A 25,370-nucleotide genomic window follows, 5' to 3' on the forward strand; every position below is an offset into this window, starting at 1 on the left:
TACACACACAGATAACTTATTTATAATTATTCTAAATAAAGCTTTAAAATTAGGCATAGATTTTGTTTATCTTTACACTAAGAAAACCCTTATTAATGACACTAAACATTAAATATTTTTTATTTTTTTTATTCATTTCAACTTCTGTTTTCAGTCAAGTGGAAGAAATAAATCCTACCGAAGAAATAAAAACTATAACCTTTAAAGGAGACACGCCCGAAAGTCAACTGCCTATTTTAAAAATTGGCGAATATTTAGTTTTAGAATTTGATGTTTTAAACGGTAATGAAGACGATTACTATTACGAGATTAAACATTATAATTACGATTGGACACCTTCGGTCTTAGTACAATCTGAATACTTACAAGGTTTTAACGAGCAACGCATTAGGACCTGGAACAACTCTTTTAACACCTATCAAATTTACTCTCACTTTACCCTAACCATACCAAACGAGCAAACGCGTGCAATAACAAAATCTGGCAACTATCTTATTACAGTTTACAACGAAGATGATGATATAGAGTTTACAAGAAAATTTATGGTTTACGAAGATATTGCTTCAGTTGGCGTGGCCATTAAGCGCTCTCGAGATGTTTCAGATATAAAAGAAAAACACACTGTTGATATTGCAATTAGTTCTTCAACCTTAAGATTCAACAACCCATTAGAAACTGTAAAAACAGTAATAATTCAAAATAACAATTTAAGAACCGCTATTAAAAATATTAAACCGCAATACATTTTAGGTAACGAATTACAATATCGCTATGTAAAAGGAACTAGTTTTTATGCCGGAAACGAATACCGTTATTTTGAGAACAAAGATTTAAGAGGTGCTAATACCGGTGTTCAATTTATAGAACTAAAAGACCTATATAATAGCTACCTATACAAAGATGTTATGCGAGCAAATAGAGCTTACACGTACAATCCAGATATTAATGGAAATTTTTTAATTACTGCGTTAGACACCACTAACCCAACTACAGAAGCAGACTACGCTCAAGTTCATTTTATGTTAGAATTAAACAAATTACAAAAAGGGCAAACCGTACATGTTTACGGTAATTTTAACAATTACGCTGTAGACGAAACAACTCAATTAACTTATAACGAAGAAGGTAGTACCTACGAAGGCAAACTACTTTTAAAACAAGGTTTTTACAGCTATAAATACGTTATTAAAAATAAGGATGGTAGTATAGACGAAAATGCTATAAGTGGTAATTTTCATCAAACCGAAAACAGCTACAAAGTACTAGTTTACTATAGAGATTTAGGCGCTAGATACGATAGAATAATTGGTTTAGGAGAAGGTAATTCGGTTAATATTACGAACTAAACGTTAATAGATAGTTAATAATCACTTGCAATTGACTGCTGTTATTGGGATAATTAATGTTATATTAGTACTTTAGCTCAGTAGATTAAAAAGAAAAATGGTTCAACAAGTAACAAGAGGCATAAAAATTTCGGTAATAACCAATTTTGAAGGCACATTTTATAAAAACTATAAAATACACTACGCCTTTGGATACAAGGTTACTATAGAAAACCAGAGCAAAGACTCTGTGCAACTCAATGCAAGGCATTGGATAATTCTTGATGCGCTAAATAATGTCGAGACCGTTTCCGGAGAAGGCGTTATTGGAAAAAAACCAGTATTAAAGCCTGGCGAATCTCACACCTATACTTCAGGATGCTTACTAACCTCTCCTTTTGGAGCAATGCGAGGTCATTACAGTATGGTAAACTTTACAACAACTAAAAAGTTTGATGTTGCTATTCCTTCTTTTAAACTAAGCGCTCCTTTTGCTATTAATTAAGCTTCTTTTCTATTAAACCTAATAACTTTATCATTCTGTTCTAAATGAAAGAAATGACAGTTTGAATAATGAACAATTTGGTAATCGTCTTCATAATTAAAACTTGAATCTTCAGTAATATATATTGCATCGCAATCTACATTTCCATGAGGAGAAATACGTTTATAACGATATTCATTTAGCATTTCTGTTTTATGAATTTCATACCAAGCACCTGCAGCAATCCCAGAAAGCCACTGTGCATTTTCATGCAACCCATCAACCTCTTTAGGAATAAGCGTCCCAACTTTGTTAGGTGTATAATCTTTTAACCTGTCTAAAAAACATTTTAAATTTTCACTTTTTTGAGAACCTTTATATTCTACTATCTCACCTTGATCTGAAACCTCAAAAGGATAAGCACTAGTATTCGCCAATAAAACATTACCAACAGTACTTGGTGTAAACCATTTAGAACTCTCTAAAGCTTTTTTTGCTTTTATATTTGTTAGCGATTCAATTAAAGCATCAGTTACAAAACGCGCACAATTACAAGCTTCTTTTTTAAAAGCAGCGTAATATATAAACCCTCGTTCTTGCATACTAGTAATATGAGTTCTAGCTTTTTTATAATTTATAGCATTACATACAGAAGCTACCAACCTGCCATCTCCATGTGTTAATTTTGGATTTGTAGCTAGGAATTTTAAAATAGCGTCTAGATTTAGAATCTCGTCCTCTTTTATTTCTGCTTTAATCGGAATATGTAATTCGTTATCAGTATGAACACCACGAACACGACCATTAGGCTCTGATGTTATATAACGTCCAAAATCGTGATACTCCAAAACTCCGGTTGCTTTATTTATTAATACCAAAGCCGCATGTCCAGCACGAACGCTAGTTTTGCTTCCTACTCCAAGGTATCTTAAATAAGGAGAGTACCATTCTTCGGCATGAGAAACAATAGTATCAGGATAGGCTAGTGTTAATATTATACCTGTGTTTTCGTCTTGATTATTCATCTACTGTTTCAACAAGATTAAACATTTTATTCGTTTTTTCTGAAGTATTCAAATTTAAAAAACGCATTTCTAAAGTAGCATTTGTTTTTTCAATTTGAGTAATACTTGTTGTTTTTACAACACCACGATCCATAACAACACCAAAGTCTTTATTATCTTTACCTGCTGTTTTATGAAACTCTAAAAGCGATCTTGAAGACAGTTCTTTTTCAGATTTAAAAGTATCAAACCAATCGCGTCTTGCTTGTTTATTTTCTTCAGTATATAAAGTAGAAGACGACCATATTTTAGTCTCTAATGGCAATTGCTGAAAGTGTTTTTGCTTAGAATCCCAAACCAATTCATAGAATTTTAAATCGGTATTCCAGTCGGCAATTACAATAGTAAATGGCTCTATATCATTAAAATTATAAGACTCTACAGTTGCTTCAATATCCTTAGCGGTTAACAAATCTGTAACCACAACACCTCTACTTTGTCTGTATATTGGTTTTCTTTCATGAAGTGTAAAACCACCATTTAATAAACAAATTATTCTGTTTTTATCACTTGCTCCAATCCAACTCCCGCCAGACTGCTCATCTTTAGGCATTAATAAATCTGTATTATTAATAGTATAAAAATCTGGAGACAAAGCTTTTCTATTTGGTGCTTCATCTCTATTCGAGGTTAACACAAAATCATTATTTCCTTTGTAAAAAATACTTACTGTACACATAAAGTTAATAGTCCAAAAATAGAACGGCAACTTACAAAAAAATAAGATTTCTTTGGCATTTACTCCAGAAAGAAATGCTTAAAAATTTTGTAACTTTGCTCTATAAATTTGACAACTAAAACTTAATATAAAATGGGAAAAGGATTTTTTAACGTACCAATCGCAGTAAACGAACCTGTAAGAGCTTATGCTCCTGGTTGCGAGTATCGTGAAGCTATTTCTAAAGCTTACAAAGAAATGTACAACAGCACTTTAGATGTGCCAATGTATATTAATGGAAAGGATGTAAAGACTGGAAACACTAAACCAATGTCTCCTCCACACGACCACAAACATGTTGTTGGACACTACCATTTATCTGAAAAATCTCACGTTGACGAAGCTATTTCTACAGCTTTAGAAGCAAGAACAAACTGGGCAGAAATGCCTTGGGAACATAGAGCTGGAATATTTTTAAAAGCTGCAGAATTAATTGCTGGTCCATATAGAGCTAGAATTAATGCTGCAACAATGATGGCACAATCTAAAACAATACACCAAGCAGAAATTGATGCTGCATGTGAATTTATAGATTTCTTACGTTTTAATGTACAGTTCATGACAGAAATGTACCATGAACAACCAGAAAGCACAAGTGGCGCTTGGAACCGCATAGAATACAGACCTCTTGAAGGTTTTGTATATGCTGTAACACCATTTAACTTTACAGCTATTGCTGGAAACCTTCCTGCTTGTATGGCAATGATGGGTAATGTTGTAGTTTGGAAACCTAGTGATTCTCAAATATATTCTGCAAAAGTAATTATGGATGTTTTTGAAGAAGCTGGTGTACCTCCAGGCGTAATAAATGTTGTTTTTGGTGATCCAGTAATGATTACTGAAACTGTATTAGCAAGCCCAGATTTTTCTGGATTACACTTTACAGGTTCTACTTATATATTTAAAGAGCTTTGGAAACAAATTGGAAACAATATCCATAACTACAAAACATATCCAAAAATTGTTGGAGAAACTGGTGGTAAAGATTTTATTGTTGCCCATAAAACAGCCAATCCTGCACAAGTAGCAACAGCTATTGCACGTGGCTCTTTTGAGTTTCAAGGACAAAAATGTAGTGCTGCTTCTCGTGCTTACGTTTCTAAAAGCATCTGGAAAGATGTTAAAGAACAATTAGTAAGAGATGTAAAATCTTTTAAAATGGGCTCTCCTGCCGATATGGAAAACTTTATCACTGCAGTAATTCACGAAGGTTCTTTTGATAAATTAGCAAAATATATCGATCAAGCAAAAGCTGATGAAAACGCCGAAATTATTGTTGGTGGTGGTCATGATAAAAGTAAAGGTTACTTTATTGAGCCTACGGTTATTGTAACAAACGACCCAAAATACACAACAATGTGTGAAGAGTTATTTGGACCAGTAATGACTATTTATGTTTTTGAAGACGAAGATTATTCTAAAACATTAAAAATAGTAGACGAAACTAGTGACTATGCATTAACTGGTGCTATTTTAGCACAAGATAGATATGCTGTAGTAGAAGCAACTAAAGCATTACAAAACTGTGCAGGTAACTTCTATATTAACGATAAGCCAACTGGTGCTGTTGTAGGACAACAACCTTTTGGAGGTGCTAGAGGTTCTGGAACTAATGACAAGGCTGGAAGTATATTAAACTTACAACGTTGGGTATCACCTAGAATGATTAAAGAAACATTTGTAACACCAACAGATTACAGATATCCTTTCTTAGGAGAATAGTAACTTCTGTTTATTTATGAAAAAAACCCAAAGCAAACGCTTTGGGTTTTTTTAGTTTTAGACTTTTAATATTATGTTATGAAAGATGAAATAAAAAAAGGCTCCAATTGAAGTTTTTTATCCTTATTACAAATCGAACCCTAAAGTAAATTGTAATACTCTATTTCTTGGTTTTCCATCGTCGTAAATATCTCCTAAACCAAAATGATATCTTGCTGACAGTCTTACACCTGAATCAGTTTTAAAACCAGCTCCAACGTTTGCTCCATAATCGAATTTATTAGGATCAAACTCCTGAGAGACATCAAACAAATTAAAACTACTATCAAATTCTTCTTTATGAGAGATAGCCAAACCTACTTGTCCTCCTACTTGTAAAAAGAAATTTTTAGTAGGATACAAATTAATCGACAATGGCATATTTATATAATTTACCTTTTGAGTAAATGTTGAATTGTCATTTTTAATTTCATAACCTTGTTGCGAATACTGAAACTCAATTTGCAAAGCTACTGCATTACCTACAAAAGATTCTCCATAAAAACCAACATTAAAACCATGACGTTGTCCTGTTTCTGAGTCTCTATCAAACTTTACAGAAGCTAAATTATAACCTCCTTTAAGACCAAAACTAGATTTACTTTCTGTTGATGATTCTGTATTACTTACTTGAGCATTTAATGCTATAGAAGCCATAAGAAAAGCCGCTAATACAATTATTTGTTTTTTCATTTTTATACATTTTTGATTAAAAAAACTGCCACCAAATGGTAGCAGTTAAATTTATATACGGAAAAAACTTACTTTTAGTTTATTTAATTTAAAAATAGAATCCAAAACTTCCAGTAACACCAAACTTTCTAGCTTCTGGATTAAGCACTGGATCTAGATAATTACCTCTAAAATTAAAGTCTATTCTAAAGACTTTAAAAATATTTCCTACACCAACGCTATACTCGTAATACGCTTCCTTATTTGGAGCAACATAAGTAAGTCCTGAAGCATTTATATTTCTATTATCTTGAGATACGTTACCCATAACACCTCTAAAACCAATAATTGCTCTAAGGTTGTATTTTTTAAGAAGCGGAATTCTTGAAAATAATCGGCCGTTAAAATTATGCTCTACATGTAGTGTTGCATATTCGTCTGTTACAAACTCGTAAAAGTCTAAATTAGAGAATGTATTGTAAATAGAAAAGTAACTTTGATTACCAGGCACTACACTCATTAATCCTAATGGAATATCTCCATACGTTTTACCAACCTCTATACTTGTAGTTAGACGACCAAAACCACCTAAAGCCCATGGTTGGTAGTAAGAAAATTGTAATTTTTTATAATCGAAATCACTATTAAATAAACTTGGATCTCCAACTGTAACTTGCGCAAAAAGTCTTGCAAAGTCATCGTTTTTATTTCTTCGCTCTACACCAAATCCTGTCATTTCTCTTTTTGGAAAATAAGACAGAGATAAAGCTGATTCGTATTGTTTAATTTCAGATTCTGTTTCTGTTTGGGTAGCATCAGTATAATAATCTAAACTAAAAGTTGATGAAGCAGATTCTAACGTTTTATAAGTTCCGCTTAAGCGTGTTACAAAATTTCGAAGTGGCTCTGCCTCTATTGCAACAGTAGTTAGATTAACATTAGTTAACTTATCGTTAGTCCCAGTTCCAACAACAGATGATGATGCTAAACTTCTTCCTAAAACATCTGTAGAGCTCGTTAAATTCGCTCCTATTTGCTCTACATCCCTTCTATTCCCACCAGAAATAATCAATCGGCTTTTTTTATCCATTAACCATTTTCCTGAAATACCGTATTTAAATTTATCATCTCTAAACCCATAAGCTAAAAACCCTTCTAAACGCCATAAATCGTTCTGTCCAAAATACGTTCTTCCTCCTCCACGTAACCTAACACCTTCAACTTCATTATACCCAAAAGTTGAAAAAATTGGTCCGTAATCCAAATTTAACTCATCGAACTCAATGTAGCCTGAAGCCAATATGCTTCCTAAATTATATAGTCTTTTAAACTTTTTGGTATTCTTTAAAGAATCGAGCATTACATAAACACCTTTTTCATCTTTGCTTAAAGACTCCATTCTGTTTTTATCCCAAAAGGCTTCATCTTGATTGTATAAATCTTCATCAAAACTATAAATTTTCTCTTTATAGAATTTAGGCTCTTTCTTCTCATCAAACTTATAGTTATCATACAAGGTTGTACGTTTACCATAAATACCTTGAGATTTTTCCTTTTTATTAAAAGCAAAATCAGACATAAAATAATCGCGCTTAATAAGGAAAGTAGAATCGTTTAAAACATCAAACTCTTGCTCTATATATATTTCTTTTACCCAGTTAATATTTGCACTTTTAGACGCTTGCATATTAATGTTTTTAATAGCAAACGTGGTATCTGCTACCCAAAAATCACCTTTAAAGGTCAATTCGTTTTTACGTCTTGGATAGTAAATAATATTATAACACCATTTATTATCTATAAAAGAACTATCGGCTAAAACATAGTTATAAGTTTGTATTCCTGTTCTAGAAATAGGACTAGTAAAACTCTTATCGAAGAATTTTAAATAATTATCGTACACATCGTAGTCGCTATATAAATCGTCCACAAAGTCTATAATAATTTGATTATTACTAAATCCAGAATTTTTATTTCCCTTTAAAATCTCGCGCTTTTCATTTATAATATTATCTCCATAAACCTCTGCCGAAGACTCATTAATAAACATTGGTAAATATGTTTTACCGGTAACCTTAGAAGTATCTACTTGCTCGAAAACAAATTCCATACCGCGAAATAACTTACTTTTTATAGTCGCACTATCAATTGTATTTAAATCGAACTCTACTTTTTCGTATTTATCGTATTGGTATTGCTTGTATTGTTTTAATCCGTTACTTCTTTTGTTAGCCCAAATTTTACGCAAAATATCTATTGCAGGATTATTTTTTTTAGGTTGCTTACCTGAAACAAGTACGACCTCTTGTAACGTTGCAGCATCTTCTTGCAAAGTAACATCAAACTTATAATTAACTTTTTTGGTTAGTTTTACTGTTTGTGTTTGGAAACCAATAAAAGAATACACAATAGATTCCTGTGTATCATCGGCTTCTAAATAATAGGTTCCGTTTTCGTCTGTAATTGTACCAATGCTTGTGCCTTCAAAATAAATATTAACATAAGGAACTGGAGAATTAGTATCATCATAAACATGCCCACTAACTTTAGTTTGCGCTAAAGCAGTAAGACTTACAAAGCATAATAGCAAGAATAAAAATTTCAATTTCATGTGTTCCTTTTTATTATTTTTTTAATAGTAGCATCTAGTATTCTTACAAACACATCTATATGAACGAATTATAGAAACATATGTTTTATAAGTATAGAATATAAACAAACAAACTTCATCAACAATTGTGCTAATGAAGTTTGATATAAAACTATTTTTTGTTTTTCTATTTGTACATCACCTTTTTAACAGCCTTAATTACCTCTGTATAATCTGGTAACCATTCTGCTAATAATACTGGTGAATATGGTGCAGGTGTATCTGCAGTATTTATTTTTACAACTGGAGCATCTAAATAATCGAAAGCTTCAGACTGTACAATATATGTTAACTCTGTAGAAACGTTTCCAAAAGGCCAAGCCTCTTCTAAAACAACTAAACGGTTTGTTTTCTTTACAGATTTTAATACAGCTTCCTTATCTAAAGGTCTTACTGTACGTAAATCTATAATTTCGCAAGAGATACCTTCCTTTGCTAATTCGTCTGCTGCTTTGTATGCTTCTTTTATAATTTTACCAAAAGAAACAATAGTGACATCTGTACCTTCTCTTTTAATATCGGCAACACCTAATGGGATTGTATATTCTCCTTCTGGAACTTCTCCTTTATCACCATACATTTGCTCACTTTCCATAAAAATTACTGGATCGTCATCACGAATGGCAGCTTTTAATAATCCTTTTGCATCATAAGGATTAGATGGTACAACAACTTTTAATCCTGGAGTATTAGCAAACCAGCTCTCGAAAGCTTGAGAATGCGTTGCACCTAATTGTCCTGCAGATCCTGTTGGGCCTCTAAAAACAATTGGACATTTAAGCTGTCCACCAGACATTTGTCTAATTTTAGCAGCATTGTTTATAATTTGATCTATCCCAACTAAAGAGAAGTTAAAGGTCATATATTCTACAATTGGTCTATTACCAGTCATAGTAGAGCCAATAGCAATACCTGCAAAACCAAGCTCTGCAATTGGTGTATCTATAACACGTTTTGCACCAAATTCGTCTAACATACCTTTAGATGCCTTGTAAGCACCATTATATTCTGCTACTTCTTCTCCCATTAAGTAAATGCTTTCATCTCTGCGCATTTCTTCACTCATGGCCTCACATATAGCTTCTCTAAATTGAATTGTTTTCATATTACTTTATAAAATTGAAAAACAAAAATAAGGATAACTATAAACTAATAATACAGTTTTTATTTAAAATTTATTATGCATGCATAGTACTTTTCCAAAATAAAATAATTATCTTCGTATCCTGAAAAACTGAAGCATTTAACGATAACGATTGAGTAAAGGGCTTCACAAACAAAATAGTCTTAATTTAATTATAATAAATATGAAAATATTAGTGTGTATAAGTCACGTCCCTGACACTACATCGAAAATTAATTTTACTGATGGAGATTCAAAATTTGACACAAACGGTGTTCAATATGTAATAAACCCTAACGATGAGTTTGGTTTAACACGTGCAATGTGGTTTAAAGAAAAGCAAGGTGCAAGTGTAGATGTTGTAAATGTTGGTGGTGCAGAAACAGAACCTACTTTACGTAAAGCTCTAGCTATTGGTGCAGATTCTGCAATTAGAGTTAACACAGAAGCTAAAGATGGTTTTCAAGTAGCTAAAGAATTAGCTAAAGTGGTAAAAGATGGCGGTTACGATTTAGTAATTGCTGGTCGTGAATCTATTGATTATAATGGAGGAATGGTTCCAGGAATGTTGGCTGAATTAACAGATGCAAACTTTGTTACTAACTGTATTAATTTAGAAGTTGAAGGTACAAATGCTACTGCTACTAGAGAAATTGATGGAGGAAAAGAAACCGTTGCTACAAGTTTACCTTTAGTAATTGCTGGACAAAAAGGATTAGTAGAAGAGAGCGATTTACGTATTCCTAATATGAGAGGAATTATGATGGCTCGTAAAAAGCCGTTAAATGTTGTTGATGCAGCTAATGCTGAACCAGAAACAGCTTCTATTAAATTTGAAAAACCAGCTCCTAAAGGCGCAGTTACTTTAGTAGACGCAGGAAACTTAGATGAGTTAGTAAACTTACTTCATAACGAAGCAAAAGTTATTTAATCACCTTAAAAAAAGAAAAACATGTCAGTTTTAGTATATACAGAATCAGAAAATGGAAAATTTAAGAAAACAGCCTTAGAGGTTGCTTCTTATGCCAAAGCAGTAGCTACTCAATTAGGAACTACTGTAACAGCTGTTACAGTTAATGCAGCAGATACAAGTGAATTAGCAAACTACGGAGTAGATAAAATATTAAATGTTACAAATTCGGCTTTAGACAAATTTAGCGCAAAATCTTATGCAGCTGTTTTAAAACAAGCAGCAGAAAAAGAAGACGCGAAAGTAATTGTAGTTAGCCAAAGTGCAGATAGTAAATATTTAGCTCCTTTATTAGCAGTAGGTTTAAATGCAGGTTACGCTTCTAATGTTATGGAAGCACCTTCAAATACTGCTCCTTTTACAGTAAAACGCACCGCTTTTACAAACAAAGCCTTTAATATTACCACTATTAATACAGATGTAAAAATAGTAGGTCTTTCTAACAATTCTTTTGGATTAGTTGAAAGTAGCGCAAGCGCATCTACTGAAGACTTTGCACCTACACTTCCAGAATCTGGAGTTACAGTACAATCTGTAGATAAAGCTATAGATACAGTAACTATCGCAGATGCTGAAATAGTAGTTTCTGCAGGTCGTGGATTAAAAGGACCAGAAAACTGGGGAATGGTAGAAGAATTAGCAGGAGTTCTTGGAGCTGCTACAGCTTGTTCTAAGCCAGTAAGTGATTTAGGATGGAGACCACACAGCGAACATGTTGGACAAACAGGGAAACCTGTAGCTGCAAATTTATATATTGCAATTGGTATCTCTGGAGCCATTCAACACTTAGCAGGAATTAACGCTAGTAAAGTAAAAGTTGTTATTAATACAGATCCAGAAGCACCTTTCTTTAAGGCCGCAGATTACGGTGTTATAGGTGATGCTTTTGAAGTTGTACCGGCACTTATAGAAAAATTAAAAGCATTTAAAGCGGCAAACGCTTAATTTTTTATAAATTGTGCTCGTAAAAAAGCGGTTAATGCTAATTGGGACTATTCCATTTTACATTTAACCGCTTTTTTTTTGATTAAAATATTTATGAGTTTAGTTAGACTAAAAATAAAAGGTATATCGTACAGCCAAACACAAAATGGTGCATACGCTTTAATATTAAATGAGGTAGATGGTGAACGCAAATTACCAATAGTAATTGGTGCTTTTGAAGCACAATCTATTGCAATTGCTCTTGAAAAAGAAATTCGTCCTCCACGTCCACTCACTCACGATTTATTTAAAAATTTCGCCGATAGATTTGATATCGTTGTTAAACAAGTTATTATACACAAACTTGTAGACGGTGTTTTCTATTCAAGCCTTATTTGCGAACGTGATAAAATTGAAGAAATAATTGATGCACGAACAAGTGATGCTATAGCATTAGCTTTACGTTTTAAGGCACCAATATTTACTTACAAAAACATCTTAGACAAAGCTGGAATCTATTTAAAAGTAGACCCAAATAAAAATGAAAACGAAGAGGATGAAGACAACATTTTAATTGAAGATATTATAAATGAAGAACTAGAATTTGTCGATTCGGACGATTACAACTCACATTCTTTAGAAGAATTAAACAACCTACTTAGCGAAGCTGTAGAAAATGAAGACTATGAAGCTGCTGCTAAAATTCGTGACGAAATTTCTAAACGATAACCTTATGATTAAAAATTTAATACTAGCTGTCGCAGCTATTTTTTTTGGAATAACTACCACTTTTGGACAAGACTTAGAAAAAAAATGGGTTTCTGAATCTCCAACAAGTAATTTTAAAAGCTTAGAACTTAATGAAGGTGAATTTGCTTTTACAGGAGATTCTATTCAAGCTGTAAAAGGTGACTATATATATCAAAACAATTTACTGGTATTTTATCATAACGATACTTCTAATTCTATTAGGCATTATAAAATAACAGAACTTACCGATTCTACTTTAGTAATTAAAAACAAGAATACTACCTATAATTACACATCACCAATTACTCTTGCAAAAGAAAACATTGTAACTGTAGATACTACAAAACCAGAAATGGACACTATGATTCCAAGTCAAGGTTTCTCTTTAAGTAGTTTATGGAGAGGTGTCTTAGGAATGGTTACATTAATATTCGTAGCCTTTTTATTTAGTAGTAACCGTAAAGGTATTAATTGGAAAACTGTTGGTTTAGGTTTAGCATTGCAACTAATAATAGCCATAGGTGTTTTAAAAGTAGGTTTTGTAAAAACTGTTTTCGAATTTATTGGAAAAGGTTTTATAGAGATTTTAAGCTATACACAAGCAGGAAGTGAATTCTTATTTGGTGGCATGCTAGATGTTACTTCTTTCGGGTTTATTTTCGCCTTTCAAGTACTACCGACTATTATCTTTTTCTCTGCTTTAACATCTGTACTATTCTACTTAGGTATTATCCAAAAAGTTGTAAAACTAATGGGACTATTACTAACTAAAGTACTAGGTATTTCAGGAGCAGAAAGTTTAAGTGTTGCAGGAAACATTTTCTTAGGCCAAACAGAAGCACCTCTTTTAATAAAAGCTTATTTAGAAAAAATGAATAAGTCCGAAATACTCCTAGTTATGATTGGTGGTATGGCAACCGTTGCCGGTGCAGTATTAGCAGCATACATTGGCTTTTTAGGAGGTGAAGACGAAGCATTACAACTTTTTTATGCTAAGCATTTATTAGCTGCATCTGTAATGGCTGCACCAGGAGCTATTGTAATTTCAAAAATATTATTTCCTCAAACTGAAGAAGTAAATACCGATGTAGAAGTTTCTCAAGAGAAAATAGGCTCTAACATACTAGAGGCTATTGCAAACGGAACAACAGAAGGATTAAGACTAGCAGTAAATGTTGGTGCAATGCTTTTAGTTTTTGTAGCTTTTATTGCTATGGTTAATGGAATTATGGGAGGTATTGCAGGATTTAATGGTTTTACAATAGACGCATTAGATCTTAAGTGGGAATTTACTTCTCTAAACGAAGTTATTGAAGCCAACACACCATATGATAGTTTATCATTAGAATTTCTATTAGGATACATTTTTGCTCCACTTATGTGGTTAATAGGTGTTGCTAGAGAAGATATGGCTTTAATGGGTCAACTTTTAGGTATAAAATTAGCAGCAAGTGAATTTATAGGATACATACAATTAGCAGAGCTTAAAAATGTGGCTAATACTACACATTTAACTTATGAAAAATCTGTAATAATGGCTACATATATGTTATGTGGCTTTGCAAACTTTGCCTCAATAGGTATTCAAATTGGTGGTATTGGTTCTTTAGCTCCTGGACAACGCAAACAACTGTCTAAATTTGGAATGAAAGCCTTAATTGGTGGAACTATTGCTTCTTTAATTTCTGCTACTATTGCAGGAATGATAATTGGGTAAACATATTCCTTCGAAGGTAGGGATCTCTTAACGCAAGAGAAACAAAACATAATTAACAGAAGGCTCTTAATAAAATATTAAGAGCCTTCTTGTTTTTTGAACATATTTTTAATCCTTAAAATGAAGTTCTAAGTAAATTTGTTTTAGTTATTTTTGTTTAAATTACGACAACATTATTAATCATTAAGAGATTCCTGCCTTCGCAGGAATGTGTGCACTATGAAACAATACCACGAGCTAGTAAAACACGTTTTAGAAAACGGAAACGAAAAAGGAGATAGAACAGGAACAGGAACAAAAAGTGTTTTTGGATACCAATTACGTTTCGATTTAAGTGAAGGTTTCCCAATGGTTACCACCAAAAAATTACATCTAAAATCTATTATTTACGAATTGCTGTGGTTTTTAAAAGGCGACACTAATATTCATTACCTAACTGAAAACGGTGTTAAAATATGGAACTCTTGGGCAGACAAAAATGGCGACTTAGGCCCTGTTTATGGTCACCAATGGCGTAATTGGAATAGCGATGAAGTCGATCAAATAGCAGAAGTTATAGAAACACTAAAAAACAATCCAAATAGTCGTAGAATGTTAGTCTCTGCATGGAACCCTTCGGTTTTACCAGATACTTCAAAATCTTTTGATGAAAATGTTGCTAATGGAAAAGCAGCTTTACCACCTTGCCACGCATTCTTTCAGTTTTATGTTGCAGACGGAAAATTATCTTGTCAATTATACCAACGTAGTGCAGACATCTTCCTAGGTGTACCTTTCAATATTGCCTCTTATGCTTTATTTACTATGATGATGGCTCAAGTTTGCGGTTACCAAGCAGGAGAATTTATTCATACTTTTGGAGATGCTCATATTTATAACAACCATAAAGAGCAATTAGAATTACAATTATCTCGTGATTGCAGACCATTACCAAAAATGAAACTGAATCCTGAAATTACGGATATTTTCGATTTTAAATTTGAAGATTTCACTTTGGAAGACTATAATCCACATCCACATATTAAAGGAGTTGTTGCTGTATAACAAATACACATAGAACAGAAAATGAAAAAAAACAGGTATTCTATTTCCTTCCTATTAAACTTAAAGTTGCTAAAAAAGTAAGCTTTATTAGCAAAAAAGAGCTTTCTAACGAAAGCTCTTTTTTGTTTATATAATGATTTAAACTATAAGTTAATTACACCATTCTCATCTGCGGCATAATCATTCCAAGCAAAAGCATCGGGCTTCTCGTCGTTTTTCCATTGTCCGTCTACTAAGTATCTAAACTCGTAAGATTTATCTTTTTCTAAATTAACAGTTCCTTTAAAAGTTCCGTTTTTTAACTTTTTCAATACAGTTGCTTTAGGATTCCATGCGTTAAAGTTACCAACAACTTTAACTTCATTAGCATCTGCTGCAGGCACAGTAAATGTTACTTTACACACTGGTTTAGATTTTAAAAATTGTTTTGTAATAGCCATATTATTAATGTTTTATGATTTATAAAATTATAGAACAATAGCTTAAGAACAAACTCTTTGACACACATTTAATAAAGAATTATTAAATTAGTAAAATGAAATGTTATATTGTTAGAATACAATAATTAAAATATACTTTTTTTATTAATTCAGCAGACCTTATTTATACTCAAAACACTGATAGTCAAACACAAACGTTTTCATTTTAAATAAAAAACAAAAATTAGCATTAATACTTTAACTTTACATCCTTATTAGAAATTATGTTCGGAAAAAAGAAACAAAAGCCACAAATAGACTTAGATCAATTAGCATTAATTGAAAACGCACAACGTAGAATAAAACAGAAAAAGGGATTATACATACACTTTGTAATCTTCTTAATAGGCGCAGTATTTCTAATTCTTGCAAATACCGTTTTAGGTATTGGAAAAGAATTTAAAATTCTTGGATTAGATTGGTTTGTAATTGCTATTTCTGCTTGGTTATTCTTCTTTTTGTATCATGCTTTTAATGTTTTTATTACGAAGAAATTTATGGGTAAAGACTGGGAGAAGGCACAAATTGAAAAACTAGTAGCCAAACAACAAGATAAAATTGAATCGCTAAAAAGCACTTTAATTACTCCAAAGGTAGAAACTAAAGTATCAACCACTATTAAGCCTATTAAAAACTTAACAATGATTGTTGCCGCTGGTGAAAACAATGAAATAGGAAAAGACAACGATCTTATCTGGCACTTACGTGACGACCTTAAACGTTTTAAATCATTAACTTCTGGTCATCATATTATTATGGGTCGTAAAACGTTTGAAAGCTTCCCAAAACCATTACCAAACCGAACTCACGTTGTAATTTCTAGACAAAAAGACTATCAAGTTCCAGAAGGCGTTTTAGTCGTAAACTCTATAGAAGATGCAATAGATGCGGCTCGTAGCGATACCCAACCATTTATTATTGGAGGTGGCGAAATTTACAAACAAGCCATGCCTTTTGCTTCTAAAATAGAATTAACTAGAGTACATTCTACGTTTTCTGCAGATACTTTTTTTCCAGAAATTAATATGGCAGAATGGAAAGAAACCGCAAGCAAAGTACACGATAACGATGAGCAACATAATCATGCGTTTTCGTTTATGACTTATGAAAGAAAATAAATCGAAATTATTTTTTAGAAGCATATTATTTATCCTTCTCGTTCTTTGCAAACTTAGTTTTGCACAGTTAAAAGTATCCCCTATTTCTAATGCTAATCAATTAATGAATAGCTTACTGGGAGATTCAGAAAATATAATAGTAAGCAATATTACTATTAAAGGCAGCAAAAAAACATTTGGGCTTTTTAAAACAAACTTACTTCATAACACCTTTTTTAAAGAAGGTGTTATTATGAGTACTGGAATTGCTGAACATGCTGAAGGACCGAACGATGACACCAAAAAAAGTTCTAAAATAAATTTTGAAAGCGATAAAGACATCAACGTTATTGCAGATAATAAAGGCTGTTACGATACTAGCTTATTCGAATTTGACCTTATTTCTGCAACCGATGAGATTGAATTTAAATATTGCTTTGCTTCGGAAGAATACCCAGAATACATATTTAAAAATGTTAATGATGTTTTTATATTTTTAGTAACAAATACAGAAACAAATACTTCAAAAAATATAGCATTATTAAACGGAGACTCAAACACTCCTATTACGGTAGATCATATTAATCCAGAAGTAAATTCAGAATATTATATAGCAAATTACAGCTACAATATTTCAACAATAGAGACACTTCTTAATAATGAAAAACATTTCGAACTCGCTAAAAGTATCCAGTATGATGGTTTTACAACCGTTTTAACGGCTAAAACTAAAGTAGTTCCTAATGTTAAATATCACTTTAAATTAGGCATTAGCGATGTTGGAGATCAATTATACGATTCTGCAATCTTCTTAGAAGCAAATTCATTAAAAAGCACAGGAACTAAACCAGGATTATTAGACACTATAAATAATTTGGAAACTGAAATCTCCTTAGATTTTCAAATTAATTTTGAGACTGCATCGAGTAAAATAGTAGGAGAGCATTCATTTTTATTATTGGACGCTATTTCAAAAACATTACTAAACAAACCAGAAATAAACATAAATATTATTGGTCATACAGACGCTGTAGGCACAAATATTTATAATAAAGAACTTTCGTTAAGTAGAGCTAACACTGTTAGAGATTATTTTATTGCTAATGGTATTAATAGCTCTAGAATTACTACAACTGGCATGGGTGAAGAACAACTAAAAAGTAGTGTTTCTAAAGATAATCGTCGTGTAGAAATAGTGTTTTCAAAATAAACCTATGCTTTTTTATTACAGAAACATTCCTTATTAAACACATAGCACAATTCTATTTCAACCATATTAAACGAAGTCTTTTACACAAATTTTGCACTTTTTTCACATTTGTTGTACATGTTAAGCCTTGTCCTGCATATATATTTGACAGACATTAATCTTTAAACATAATAATTATGAAAAATCAAAGCATCATATTAAGTCTTTCAATTTTAATAACTTTAACTTTTACTAACTGCAATAATTCTAATGAAAACACTATAGCATTAAAAGACATCGCACAACTTGAATTGGCGGACCAAAATATGAAACCTGGAAAAATAGAATCTGAATACTATTACGGAATAGGTTCAAGATTTGAAGCTATTACTAAAACAGATTTAAGAAATATTACTACTATCTTTCCTTTTAATCGCGATCATGAAAACGAGCAAATTGAGAAGGTTAATTCTACAGAAATAATTATTATTGAAAACGACAGACAAACAGAAAAACGTACTTATGGAACTTCGGAAAAATTAAATGAATCTCAAATAGCACTTTTTAAATCTCTTAATTACAATAATAACTTTTCTATAAAAACACTGTTTCAAGAAAAAGACACTGATGCATTAACACCAGAAGAAAAGAAATTTAATCCTCATTACACCGTAACTCCAGAAAAAGAGGCTGTATATGTTGAAGGAGAAGATGCTCTATTAAATTATTTAATTATAAACACTAAAGAAGAAACTGTAAACTTAGATAACAAAAAAGTACGTCCTGCTAAAATTTACTTTACCATTACTAAAGAAGGTGATATTAAACATGTAAAAATAGATAGAACCACAGGTTATCCAGGTTTAGATAAAAAGTTAACAAAGTTAATAACTAACATCTCTGGACAATGGCAACCTGCAGAAAACAATAATAGTGAAATTATTGAACAAGAATTCGCTTTTACTTTTGGACCAAAAGGCGGTTGTTAATTCCTACTTTTTAAAAATAAACTATAAGAGATTATTACAATTAATTCTTAACATCTAAGGCGTCGCGTAAGGCATTACCAATTAACATAAAGGCCATAACTAAAAACATAATGCATAAGCCTGGGATAATGGCTAAATAAGGCTTGCCTAGAATAATATAATTGTAATGATCTTTTATCATTGCTCCCCAACTTGCCATTGGAGGCTGCGCACCAATACCTAGAAAACTCAATCCGCTTTCTATTAATATTGCAGCAGCAAAATTAGCGGCACAAATTACAATTACAGGAGCCATTATATTTGGTAGAATATGCTTAGTAATTATACGGTAATTATTAAAACCTAAAGCGCGAGCAGCAGTAACGTATTGCATTTCTTTTGCACTAATAATTTGTCCTCGCACTACTCTAGCAACTTCTACCCACATTGTTAAACCTACTGCAATAAACACTTGCCAGAAACCTTTTCCTAAAGCCAAAGTAATTGCAATAACTAATAGTAGCGTTGGTATAGACCAAGTTACATTTATTATCCACATAATAAACGCATCTATTTTACCACCATAATAACCTGCTACACTTCCCATAAATATTCCAATTACCAAGGAAATAAAGACAGCCACAAAACCTATAAAAAAGGAAATGCGTGCACCTACCAAAATACGACTAAGTAAATCTCTACCATATTTATCGGTACCTAAGTGGAATGTTTTTTTAGTAATTAAAGTTTCTATATTAATCGCATTATCGTCAATAGTATATGTCTTTTCAACACCTTTTAATCCATCGGAAGCATATTCGGTATAACTTATAGTATTTCCCGAAATAGCATGTTGTGTAATTGGAATTTCGGTTACAGTATTAATGTTTCCGAAGAACAATTTATCAAAAAAACCTTGTTCATTTTTAACTTGAGAAGGCAACACTAACATATCGACACTAAAACCTGGTGCTTTAGAATGTATAGAAACATGCATTTGGTTGGCGTGCCTAGAATTATCTGGTGCAAACACATAAGCAAACACAGAAACAACACCAACGAATAGGATAAAATAGAAACTAAAAACGCCCCAAAAATTCTTTTTAAATTTTTGAAGCGCTAATTTACTTAATGAGTTTGCTTTGTTACTCAATGTCTTTTAATCTTTTATGGCTGCTACTTTTTTAATTTCGTAGGTCATTTTTAAATCGTCAATTACATTTAAAGCTTCCTCGATATAAACATCTTGACTTAAGCTTTCGTGCCATCTTACACGTTTCTCTTTTAAGATAGTATCTTTTTCAAAAAGAGCAGTTTCATAAGGTAAAGACTCGAATGTTAAGTTTGTTTTATATTTAGAAATAGCATCAAACTCTTTTGCTTTTTCTTCGTCAGCTTTTAATTCAGCTTTATACTTTTTATAATTTAGAGAATAAATATTCTCATCCATTTGCGTTTTAATCCACTTAGCATTTTCTTCAATAAGCTTTAGTTGTGCATTGTTTTGCATGCGTTCCTTGCTTTTACTTATTGTTGTATCGTAATCGAAATAGCTATTCCAAGAATCGTACTTTACAGCTTCAATTTTATCCCAAGGTAATGGGTTATGTTGATCGCGTTCTCCAATATCTACAAAACTATAACGGTCTGGAACTACAACATCACTCTTAACACCTTCTAGCTGTGTTGATCCTCCATTAATTCTATAAAATTTCTGACGTGTGATTTTAATAGCTCCTAAATCTCCATGAGAACTGTTACGCACCATTCTGTTTAAATCTAATATATTTTGAACAGTACCTTTTCCATACGTTTGCTTACTACCAATAACAATAGCACGTTTATAATCTTGCATTGCAGCAGCTAAAATCTCTGATGCTGATGCAGATAATTCGTTTACCATAATTACTAGAGGTCCGTCCCAAATAATAGAATCGTCCGTATCCTTTAAAACTTCTTTTGGTTCGTTTGTAGAACGTACCTGTACAATTGGACCATCTTTTATAAATAAACCAGCAATATCTACAACAGTTTTAAGAGATCCTCCTCCGTTATTTCTAAGATCTAGAACTAGACCTTCCATACCTTCGGCTTTTAATCTCTCAATTTCTTGTTTAATATCCGATGCAGCATTACGCTCGTTATAATCTGCAAAATCAATATAAAATTTAGGAAGATTTATTACTCCATATTTTTTATCATTTTTAATAACAGTAGATGATTTCGCATAAGTTTCTTCTAACTCTACTACATCTCTAGTAATTGTAATATCCTCGATAGAACCGTCTACTTTTTTAAGTGTTAAATAAACATTAGTTCCTTTTGGGCCTTTTATTAATTGTATAGCATCGTCTATACGCATACCAACAATACTAACTGCTTTTTCTTCGTCTTCTTGGCGTACTTTTAAAATAATGTCACCAACCTCAAGATCTTTACCTCTCCAAGCTGGGCCTCCAGAAATAACTTCTACAATTTTAGTGTAATCCATTCTTTTAGAAAGTTTTGCTCCAATACCTTCTAATTTTCCAGACATTTGCTGGTCGAAACGGTCTTTATCTCTAGGTGCAAAATAAGATGTGTGTGGATCGAATTCTTCTACAATTGCATTAATATACATTGCAAACCAATCTTTACGTTCTAAATCCTCAACGTAATCCGTATAATATACATCTAAATTTTTCAAAGTTTCAGCACGTGCCTCAATCTCAATTTCTTTAAGTGTTTTCTTTACTTTTGGTTCATCACCTTCTGCAACAACTGTATCTCTTTCCTGAGTTCTAATTAACTCATCGTAATTTGAAATAGTACTAAATTTTAGTAATTGTCTCCAACGTTCTTTTAATTTTTTCTTAGTCTTTACGTATTCGTGATTTTCGTAATCTGTATCAAAATTCTCGTCTCTATCAAAATCGAAAGGCTTTTCTAACACTTCTTTGTAATAAGCTTTCGACTCTGCCATACGTTGCATTAAACGTTCGTTTGTAACATTAAAAAACGTAATATCGTATACTTTAAGTTCGTCATCAATTTCAGTTTCAAACTTTTCAAACTCTTCAATATCACTCTTTAAAAAGAAACGTTTTAAAGGATCTATTTGTTTTAAATATGTTGAATAGACCTCTTTAGAAAATTCATCGTTAAAATCTTTAGGTTCAAAGTGCAACTGTTCTAAAGCTAAAGTAATTATCTGAACTAAGAGTTTATCTTTATCTGGATCGTCGTCTACTTTGGCGGTAAAACTACAAGACCCAAAGGCTAGTAAAAGCACTAGCATTAATATATTATATTTCCTTTTCATGTATGTAAATTTATTATCTTTTTGAAGGTCACATGCTGCTCGTTATTAATCATTACCGTGAGTAATAATATTTTTAATACGCTCGCTGCATATGCTTTCTTAATCTTTTTATAGTCTCTTGTTAAGAGAAAATTTCCACTAAAATAAAAGAAAAAACCGTGCCAAGTATCTGCAATTACACTAATTTTTTGTTAAAGCGCGAAATTTAAGGGAATACTATAGAAATTATGTATTTTAGCTCGTTATTAAAGAGATTACCGCTTTCGCGGAAACAATAAGATGAAAAACAGACCACTAATTTTAGTTACAAACGACGATGGCATAACTGCTCCAGGTATTCGTACTTTAGTAAAAGTAATGAAAACCTTAGGAGATGTTGTTGTTGTTGCACCGGATAGTCCACAAAGCGGAATGGGACACGCTATAACACTAGATTCTACTTTACACATTGAAAAAATACATGTAGAAAATGGAGATTACGATGCCTATAGTTGCTCGGGAACTCCAGCAGATTGTGTGAAAATTGCGGTAAACGAAATCTTAGACAGACGTCCAGATTTAGTTGTTTCTGGCATAAACCATGGCAGTAACTCCTCTATAAATGTAATTTATTCTGGAACCATGAGTGCCGCAATAGAAGCCGGTATTGAAGGTATTCCTGCTATTGGCTTTTCGCTTTTAGACTACAAATGGAATGCAAATTTTGAGCATTCAAAAAAATATATAAAAACGATTGCAGAAAACGTTTTAAATAAAGGTTTAGCAGAAGGTATTGTACTTAATGTAAACGTTCCTAATTTAGATAAAAAGGAATTAAAAGGTATTAAAATTTGCCGACAAGCGAAAGCCAATTGGAAAGAAAAATTTGATAAACGAAAAACACCGCAAGGCAAAGATTATTATTGGCTAACGGGAACATTTGTAAATTACGATAAAGGTGAAGATACAGACGAATGGGCTTTAGAAAACGGTTATATTTCTGTTGTCCCAGTGCAATTCGATCTTACCGCTCATCATGCTATGCAGCAGTTAAACACATGGAATTTAAATGAATAAAAAAGCTATTATTTTCGGATTTCTTATTGGGATAGTTACAACTTTTATAGGTATTTCTATTTACACTTTTTTTATTGGTTTAAAATTAGATTTATCTTTTCAAGAAATAATTAATAGAATCTTATCTACAAGTGTTCTAGGTAAACGTGCTAGCATTGGTGTTTTACTTAATCTACCTGTTTTCTATTATTTTTTAAATAAGAAAAAAGAAGATTTTGCTAAAGGTATTTTAATTGCTATTGTTTTAGTAGCTTTAATTTTTATTCTGAATAAATTATAACACATGAAATACTACATTATTTCTGGAGAAGCTTCGGGTGATTTGCATGGTGCGAATCTTATGAAAGCATTGTTACATGAAGATGTCGATGCCGATTTTAGGTTTTGGGGAGGCGACCTTATGGAAGCTGTTGGCGGTACGCTAGTAAAACACTATCGTGAGCTTGCTTTTATGGGTTTTGCAGAAGTAGTAATGAACCTAAGAACCATTACAAAAAACCTATCTTTTTGTAAACAAGATATAGAAGCTTATAATCCTGATGTTATTATTTACATAGATTATCCTGGTTTTAATTTACGAATTGCCAAATGGGCAAAACCAAAAGGTTTTAAAAACCATTATTATATTTCTCCGCAAATTTGGGCTTGGAAAGAAGGCAGAATTAAAGATATTAAAAAGGATGTGGACGAAATGTATGTTATTCTACCTTTCGAAAAACAATTTTACGAAGACAAACATAAATTCCCTGTTCACTTTGTTGGACATCCTTTAATTGATGCTATTGCAGACAGACACCAAGTAGATGAGTTTGTATTTAGAAAAGAAAACGGTTTAAGCGAAAAACCTATTATTGCATTATTACCTGGAAGCCGTAAACAAGAGATTAAAAAAATACTCTCGGTTATGCTTAGCCTAGTCGATAACTATAAAGACTACCAGTTTGTAATTGCTGGTGCTCCAGGTCAAGATTTTGAATTTTACCAGCAGTTTATAAAAAAATCTAACGTACATTTTTTAAATAATAAAACGTACGATTTACTTAGTATTTCTACAGCTGCATTAGTTACTTCTGGTACTGCAACACTAGAAACAGCACTATTTAAAGTGCCACAAGTTGTTTGCTATAAAGGTAGTTGGGTGTCTTACCAAATTGGTAAACGTGTTGTAAACTTGAAATATATTTCTTTGGTGAATTTAATTTTGAATAAAGAATCTGTAACCGAACTTATTCAAAACGATTTTAACACCAATAGACTAAAAAAAGAACTAGATATTTTACTAGATAAAGAACAACGTGCTAAGTTCTTTTTAGATTATTACGATTTAGAAAGAGATTTAGGAGGTAAAGGCGCTAGTAAAAACACTGCAAAATTAATTTATAATTCTATAAACGCTACTTCCTAAAATGCGAAAAATTATCCTAATCCTACTTACTATAATTACATTAACTAGTTGCGGAAGTACTAAAAATAAAAGTGTAGTTACAAGAAAGTCTCAAACCACAAAAACGGTTAGAAAAACCACTAAAAGTAACAACACCTCTAAGGTTGCAGTACCTAAAATAGCACATTCTATTATTAATAATGCCGAAAAATATGAAGGTACGCGTTATAAATATGGTGGTACAACTAAAAAAGGAATGGATTGCTCTGGTTTAATTTACACTGCTTTTAAAGAAGATAATGTTGCAATTCCTCGTGTTTCTGGAGCAATGGCAAAAACTGGAGATTGGATAGATTTAAAAAAGGTACGTAAAGGTGATTTGTTGTTTTTCGCAACTAAAAAAAACAACCGTAGTATTAACCATGTTGGTTTAGTAACAAGAACTCAAGGAGACGATGTAGAGTTTATTCATGCTACAACAAGCAAAGGTGTAATAACTTCTATGCTAAAAGAAAAGTATTGGTATTTTGCTTTTGTACAAGCAAGAAGAGTGCTTTAATTTCCACTACTAGCATTACTCTTTTTCTAACAAACTAGCCCATTAGAAACTGAACAAAAATACAACTATTTGATTTTAAGATAAATAAAATTACACTTGTGAGATTTTATTTACTATCTTCAAAGCGTGAGACTT

23 protein-coding genes are annotated in these 25,370 nt (G+C 32.0%); 15 read left to right on the forward strand and 8 right to left on the reverse strand.

Features of this window, described 5'->3' with window-relative positions:
- Positions 1–95 precede the first annotated feature (95 nt).
- Positions 96–1,346, forward strand: coding sequence for a type IX secretion system plug protein domain-containing protein (locus Q0935_RS07725; RefSeq protein WP_299384160.1), 1,251 nt, complete (start codon positions 96–98; stop codon positions 1,344–1,346).
- A 97-nt stretch (positions 1,347–1,443) separates the two neighbouring features.
- Positions 1,444–1,830 carry a Co2+/Mg2+ efflux protein ApaG gene (apaG, locus tag Q0935_RS07730; RefSeq protein ID WP_299250950.1) on the forward strand — a complete coding sequence of 129 codons (387 nt, stop codon included), beginning with the start codon at positions 1,444–1,446 and terminating at the stop codon, positions 1,828–1,830.
- Here apaG and Q0935_RS07735 read toward each other — a convergent pair.
- Positions 1,827–2,834, reverse strand: a complete 1,008-nt coding sequence (locus tag Q0935_RS07735) for a DUF6695 family protein (protein ID WP_299384162.1) — start codon at positions 2,832–2,834, stop codon at positions 1,827–1,829. The genes apaG and Q0935_RS07735 overlap by 4 nt on opposite strands.
- Positions 2,827–3,552: an NRDE family protein gene (locus tag Q0935_RS07740; RefSeq protein ID WP_299384165.1), complete on the reverse strand. Its 726-nt coding sequence runs from the start codon at positions 3,550–3,552 to the stop codon at positions 2,827–2,829. Before Q0935_RS07740 ends, Q0935_RS07735 begins: the two co-directional genes overlap by 8 nt.
- A gap of 132 nt (positions 3,553–3,684) precedes the next feature.
- Here Q0935_RS07740 and pruA point away from each other — a divergent pair, with 132 nt between their 5' ends.
- Positions 3,685–5,313: an L-glutamate gamma-semialdehyde dehydrogenase gene (pruA, locus tag Q0935_RS07745; RefSeq protein WP_299384169.1), complete on the forward strand. Its 1,629-nt coding sequence runs from the start codon at positions 3,685–3,687 to the stop codon at positions 5,311–5,313.
- Between the two features lie 126 nt (positions 5,314–5,439).
- On the opposite strand, the gene Q0935_RS07750 is transcribed toward pruA, so the two are convergent.
- From Q0935_RS07750 to Q0935_RS07760, 3 genes are all read right to left on the reverse strand, one after another.
- On the reverse strand, positions 5,440–6,045 hold the full coding sequence (locus Q0935_RS07750) for a porin family protein (RefSeq protein ID WP_299384172.1): 606 nt from the start codon (positions 6,043–6,045) through the stop codon (positions 5,440–5,442).
- A gap of 88 nt (positions 6,046–6,133) precedes the next feature.
- Entirely contained in the window at positions 6,134–8,635 is a 2,502-nt protein-coding gene (locus Q0935_RS07755) for a DUF5686 and carboxypeptidase-like regulatory domain-containing protein (protein ID WP_299250930.1), read from the reverse strand.
- 166 nt (positions 8,636–8,801) lie between these two features.
- On the reverse strand, positions 8,802–9,779 hold the full coding sequence (locus tag Q0935_RS07760) for a pyruvate dehydrogenase complex E1 component subunit beta (RefSeq protein ID WP_055434954.1): 978 nt from the start codon (positions 9,777–9,779) through the stop codon (positions 8,802–8,804).
- Positions 9,780–9,981: 202 nt separating this feature from the next.
- On the opposite strand from Q0935_RS07760, the gene Q0935_RS07765 reads away from it, so the two are divergent.
- The 5 genes from Q0935_RS07765 to Q0935_RS07785 all read left to right on the forward strand — a co-directional run bounded on the left by Q0935_RS07765 (position 9,982) and on the right by Q0935_RS07785 (position 15,202).
- Positions 9,982–10,728 carry an electron transfer flavoprotein subunit beta/FixA family protein gene (locus tag Q0935_RS07765; protein WP_299250928.1) on the forward strand — a complete coding sequence of 249 codons (747 nt, stop codon included), beginning with the start codon at positions 9,982–9,984 and terminating at the stop codon, positions 10,726–10,728.
- A gap of 21 nt (positions 10,729–10,749) precedes the next feature.
- Positions 10,750–11,712, forward strand: coding sequence for an electron transfer flavoprotein subunit alpha/FixB family protein (locus Q0935_RS07770; RefSeq protein WP_299384175.1), 963 nt, complete (start codon positions 10,750–10,752; stop codon positions 11,710–11,712).
- Positions 11,713–11,805: 93 nt separating this feature from the next.
- The gene (locus Q0935_RS07775; RefSeq protein WP_299384179.1) at positions 11,806–12,420 is read left to right on the forward strand and encodes a bifunctional nuclease family protein; all 615 of its coding nucleotides are present in this window, start codon (positions 11,806–11,808) and stop codon (positions 12,418–12,420) included.
- Positions 12,421–12,424: 4 nt separating this feature from the next.
- A complete protein-coding gene (locus Q0935_RS07780) occupies positions 12,425–14,158 on the forward strand; it encodes a nucleoside transporter C-terminal domain-containing protein (RefSeq protein WP_299384183.1) in 1,734 nt (577 codons plus the stop codon).
- Between the two features lie 219 nt (positions 14,159–14,377).
- Positions 14,378–15,202, forward strand: a complete 825-nt coding sequence (locus Q0935_RS07785) for a thymidylate synthase (RefSeq protein WP_299384188.1) — start codon at positions 14,378–14,380, stop codon at positions 15,200–15,202.
- Positions 15,203–15,345: 143 nt separating this feature from the next.
- Here the strand turns inward: Q0935_RS07785 and Q0935_RS07790 are convergent, their stop codons facing one another.
- On the reverse strand, positions 15,346–15,642 hold the full coding sequence (locus Q0935_RS07790; protein WP_299384191.1) for an isoamylase early set domain-containing protein: 297 nt from the start codon (positions 15,640–15,642) through the stop codon (positions 15,346–15,348).
- 263 nt (positions 15,643–15,905) lie between these two features.
- On the opposite strand from Q0935_RS07790, the gene Q0935_RS07795 reads away from it, so the two are divergent.
- The 3 genes from Q0935_RS07795 to Q0935_RS07805 all read left to right on the forward strand — a co-directional run bounded on the left by Q0935_RS07795 (position 15,906) and on the right by Q0935_RS07805 (position 18,956).
- A complete protein-coding gene (locus Q0935_RS07795) occupies positions 15,906–16,799 on the forward strand; it encodes a dihydrofolate reductase (RefSeq protein WP_299384195.1) in 894 nt (297 codons plus the stop codon).
- A gap of 103 nt (positions 16,800–16,902) precedes the next feature.
- Entirely contained in the window at positions 16,903–17,988 is a 1,086-nt protein-coding gene (locus Q0935_RS07800; protein ID WP_299384197.1) for an OmpA family protein, read from the forward strand.
- Positions 17,989–18,164: 176 nt separating this feature from the next.
- Positions 18,165–18,956 carry a hypothetical protein gene (locus tag Q0935_RS07805; protein WP_299384199.1) on the forward strand — a complete coding sequence of 264 codons (792 nt, stop codon included), beginning with the start codon at positions 18,165–18,167 and terminating at the stop codon, positions 18,954–18,956.
- A 40-nt stretch (positions 18,957–18,996) separates the two neighbouring features.
- On the opposite strand, the gene Q0935_RS07810 is transcribed toward Q0935_RS07805, so the two are convergent.
- Both Q0935_RS07810 and Q0935_RS07815 read right to left on the reverse strand, forming a co-directional pair.
- Positions 18,997–20,088, reverse strand: coding sequence for an ABC transporter permease (locus Q0935_RS07810; protein WP_299384202.1), 1,092 nt, complete (start codon positions 20,086–20,088; stop codon positions 18,997–18,999).
- Positions 20,089–20,094: 6 nt separating this feature from the next.
- The gene (locus Q0935_RS07815) at positions 20,095–22,236 is read right to left on the reverse strand and encodes a carboxy terminal-processing peptidase (RefSeq protein WP_299384204.1); all 2,142 of its coding nucleotides are present in this window, start codon (positions 22,234–22,236) and stop codon (positions 20,095–20,097) included.
- Between the two features lie 279 nt (positions 22,237–22,515).
- On the opposite strand from Q0935_RS07815, the gene surE reads away from it, so the two are divergent.
- Genes surE through Q0935_RS07835 form a run of 4 tightly spaced genes read left to right on the forward strand, consistent with a single transcriptional unit; the run spans position 22,516 to position 25,235 of the window.
- Positions 22,516–23,292 carry a 5'/3'-nucleotidase SurE gene (surE, locus tag Q0935_RS07820; RefSeq protein ID WP_299384207.1) on the forward strand — a complete coding sequence of 259 codons (777 nt, stop codon included), beginning with the start codon at positions 22,516–22,518 and terminating at the stop codon, positions 23,290–23,292.
- On the forward strand, positions 23,285–23,572 hold the full coding sequence (locus tag Q0935_RS07825) for a hypothetical protein (RefSeq protein WP_299250902.1): 288 nt from the start codon (positions 23,285–23,287) through the stop codon (positions 23,570–23,572). Before surE ends, Q0935_RS07825 begins: the two co-directional genes overlap by 8 nt.
- 3 nt (positions 23,573–23,575) lie before the next feature.
- Positions 23,576–24,697 (forward strand): lipid-A-disaccharide synthase, encoded by a 1,122-nt coding sequence (gene lpxB, locus Q0935_RS07830; protein ID WP_299384210.1) that lies wholly within the window; start codon positions 23,576–23,578, stop codon positions 24,695–24,697.
- A gap of 1 nt (position 24,698) precedes the next feature.
- A complete protein-coding gene (locus tag Q0935_RS07835) occupies positions 24,699–25,235 on the forward strand; it encodes a C40 family peptidase (RefSeq protein WP_299384213.1) in 537 nt (178 codons plus the stop codon).
- Positions 25,236–25,370 lie beyond the last annotated feature (135 nt).

Origin of the sequence: uncultured Lacinutrix sp. (genome assembly GCF_947500605.1) — a bacterium.
Classification (GTDB): Bacteria; Bacteroidota; Bacteroidia; order Flavobacteriales; family Flavobacteriaceae; genus Lacinutrix.

Bases quoted from the DNA above. Each gene is read 5' to 3' on its own strand.
- Q0935_RS07790 (WP_299384191.1), bottom strand. From the start codon at position 15,642: ATGGCTATTACAAAACAATTTTTAAAATCTAAACCAGTGTGTAAAGTA.
- Q0935_RS07800 (WP_299384197.1), top strand. From the start codon at position 16,903: ATGAATAGCTTACTGGGAGATTCAGAAAATATAATAGTAAGCAATATT.
- Q0935_RS07735 (WP_299384162.1), bottom strand. From the start codon at position 2,834: ATGAATAATCAAGACGAAAACACAGGTATAATATTAACACTAGCCTAT.
- Q0935_RS07805 (WP_299384199.1), top strand. From the start codon at position 18,165: ATGAAAAATCAAAGCATCATATTAAGTCTTTCAATTTTAATAACTTTA.
- Q0935_RS07815 (WP_299384204.1), bottom strand. From the start codon at position 22,236: ATGAAAAGGAAATATAATATATTAATGCTAGTGCTTTTACTAGCCTTT.
- Q0935_RS07765 (WP_299250928.1), top strand. From the start codon at position 9,982: ATGAAAATATTAGTGTGTATAAGTCACGTCCCTGACACTACATCGAAA.
- Q0935_RS07740 (WP_299384165.1), bottom strand. From the start codon at position 3,552: ATGTGTACAGTAAGTATTTTTTACAAAGGAAATAATGATTTTGTGTTA.
- surE (WP_299384207.1), top strand. From the start codon at position 22,516: ATGAAAAACAGACCACTAATTTTAGTTACAAACGACGATGGCATAACT.
- Q0935_RS07725 (WP_299384160.1), top strand. From the start codon at position 96: ATGACACTAAACATTAAATATTTTTTATTTTTTTTATTCATTTCAACT.
- Q0935_RS07760 (WP_055434954.1), bottom strand. From the start codon at position 9,779: ATGAAAACAATTCAATTTAGAGAAGCTATATGTGAGGCCATGAGTGAA.
- Q0935_RS07780 (WP_299384183.1), top strand. From the start codon at position 12,425: ATGATTAAAAATTTAATACTAGCTGTCGCAGCTATTTTTTTTGGAATA.
- Q0935_RS07795 (WP_299384195.1), top strand. From the start codon at position 15,906: ATGTTCGGAAAAAAGAAACAAAAGCCACAAATAGACTTAGATCAATTA.
- Q0935_RS07755 (WP_299250930.1), bottom strand. From the start codon at position 8,635: ATGAAATTGAAATTTTTATTCTTGCTATTATGCTTTGTAAGTCTTACT.
- pruA (WP_299384169.1), top strand. From the start codon at position 3,685: ATGGGAAAAGGATTTTTTAACGTACCAATCGCAGTAAACGAACCTGTA.
- Q0935_RS07835 (WP_299384213.1), top strand. From the start codon at position 24,699: ATGCGAAAAATTATCCTAATCCTACTTACTATAATTACATTAACTAGT.
- apaG (WP_299250950.1), top strand. From the start codon at position 1,444: ATGGTTCAACAAGTAACAAGAGGCATAAAAATTTCGGTAATAACCAAT.
- Q0935_RS07770 (WP_299384175.1), top strand. From the start codon at position 10,750: ATGTCAGTTTTAGTATATACAGAATCAGAAAATGGAAAATTTAAGAAA.
- lpxB (WP_299384210.1), top strand. From the start codon at position 23,576: ATGAAATACTACATTATTTCTGGAGAAGCTTCGGGTGATTTGCATGGT.
- Q0935_RS07750 (WP_299384172.1), bottom strand. From the start codon at position 6,045: ATGAAAAAACAAATAATTGTATTAGCGGCTTTTCTTATGGCTTCTATA.
- Q0935_RS07825 (WP_299250902.1), top strand. From the start codon at position 23,285: ATGAATAAAAAAGCTATTATTTTCGGATTTCTTATTGGGATAGTTACA.
- Q0935_RS07775 (WP_299384179.1), top strand. From the start codon at position 11,806: ATGAGTTTAGTTAGACTAAAAATAAAAGGTATATCGTACAGCCAAACA.
- Q0935_RS07785 (WP_299384188.1), top strand. From the start codon at position 14,378: ATGAAACAATACCACGAGCTAGTAAAACACGTTTTAGAAAACGGAAAC.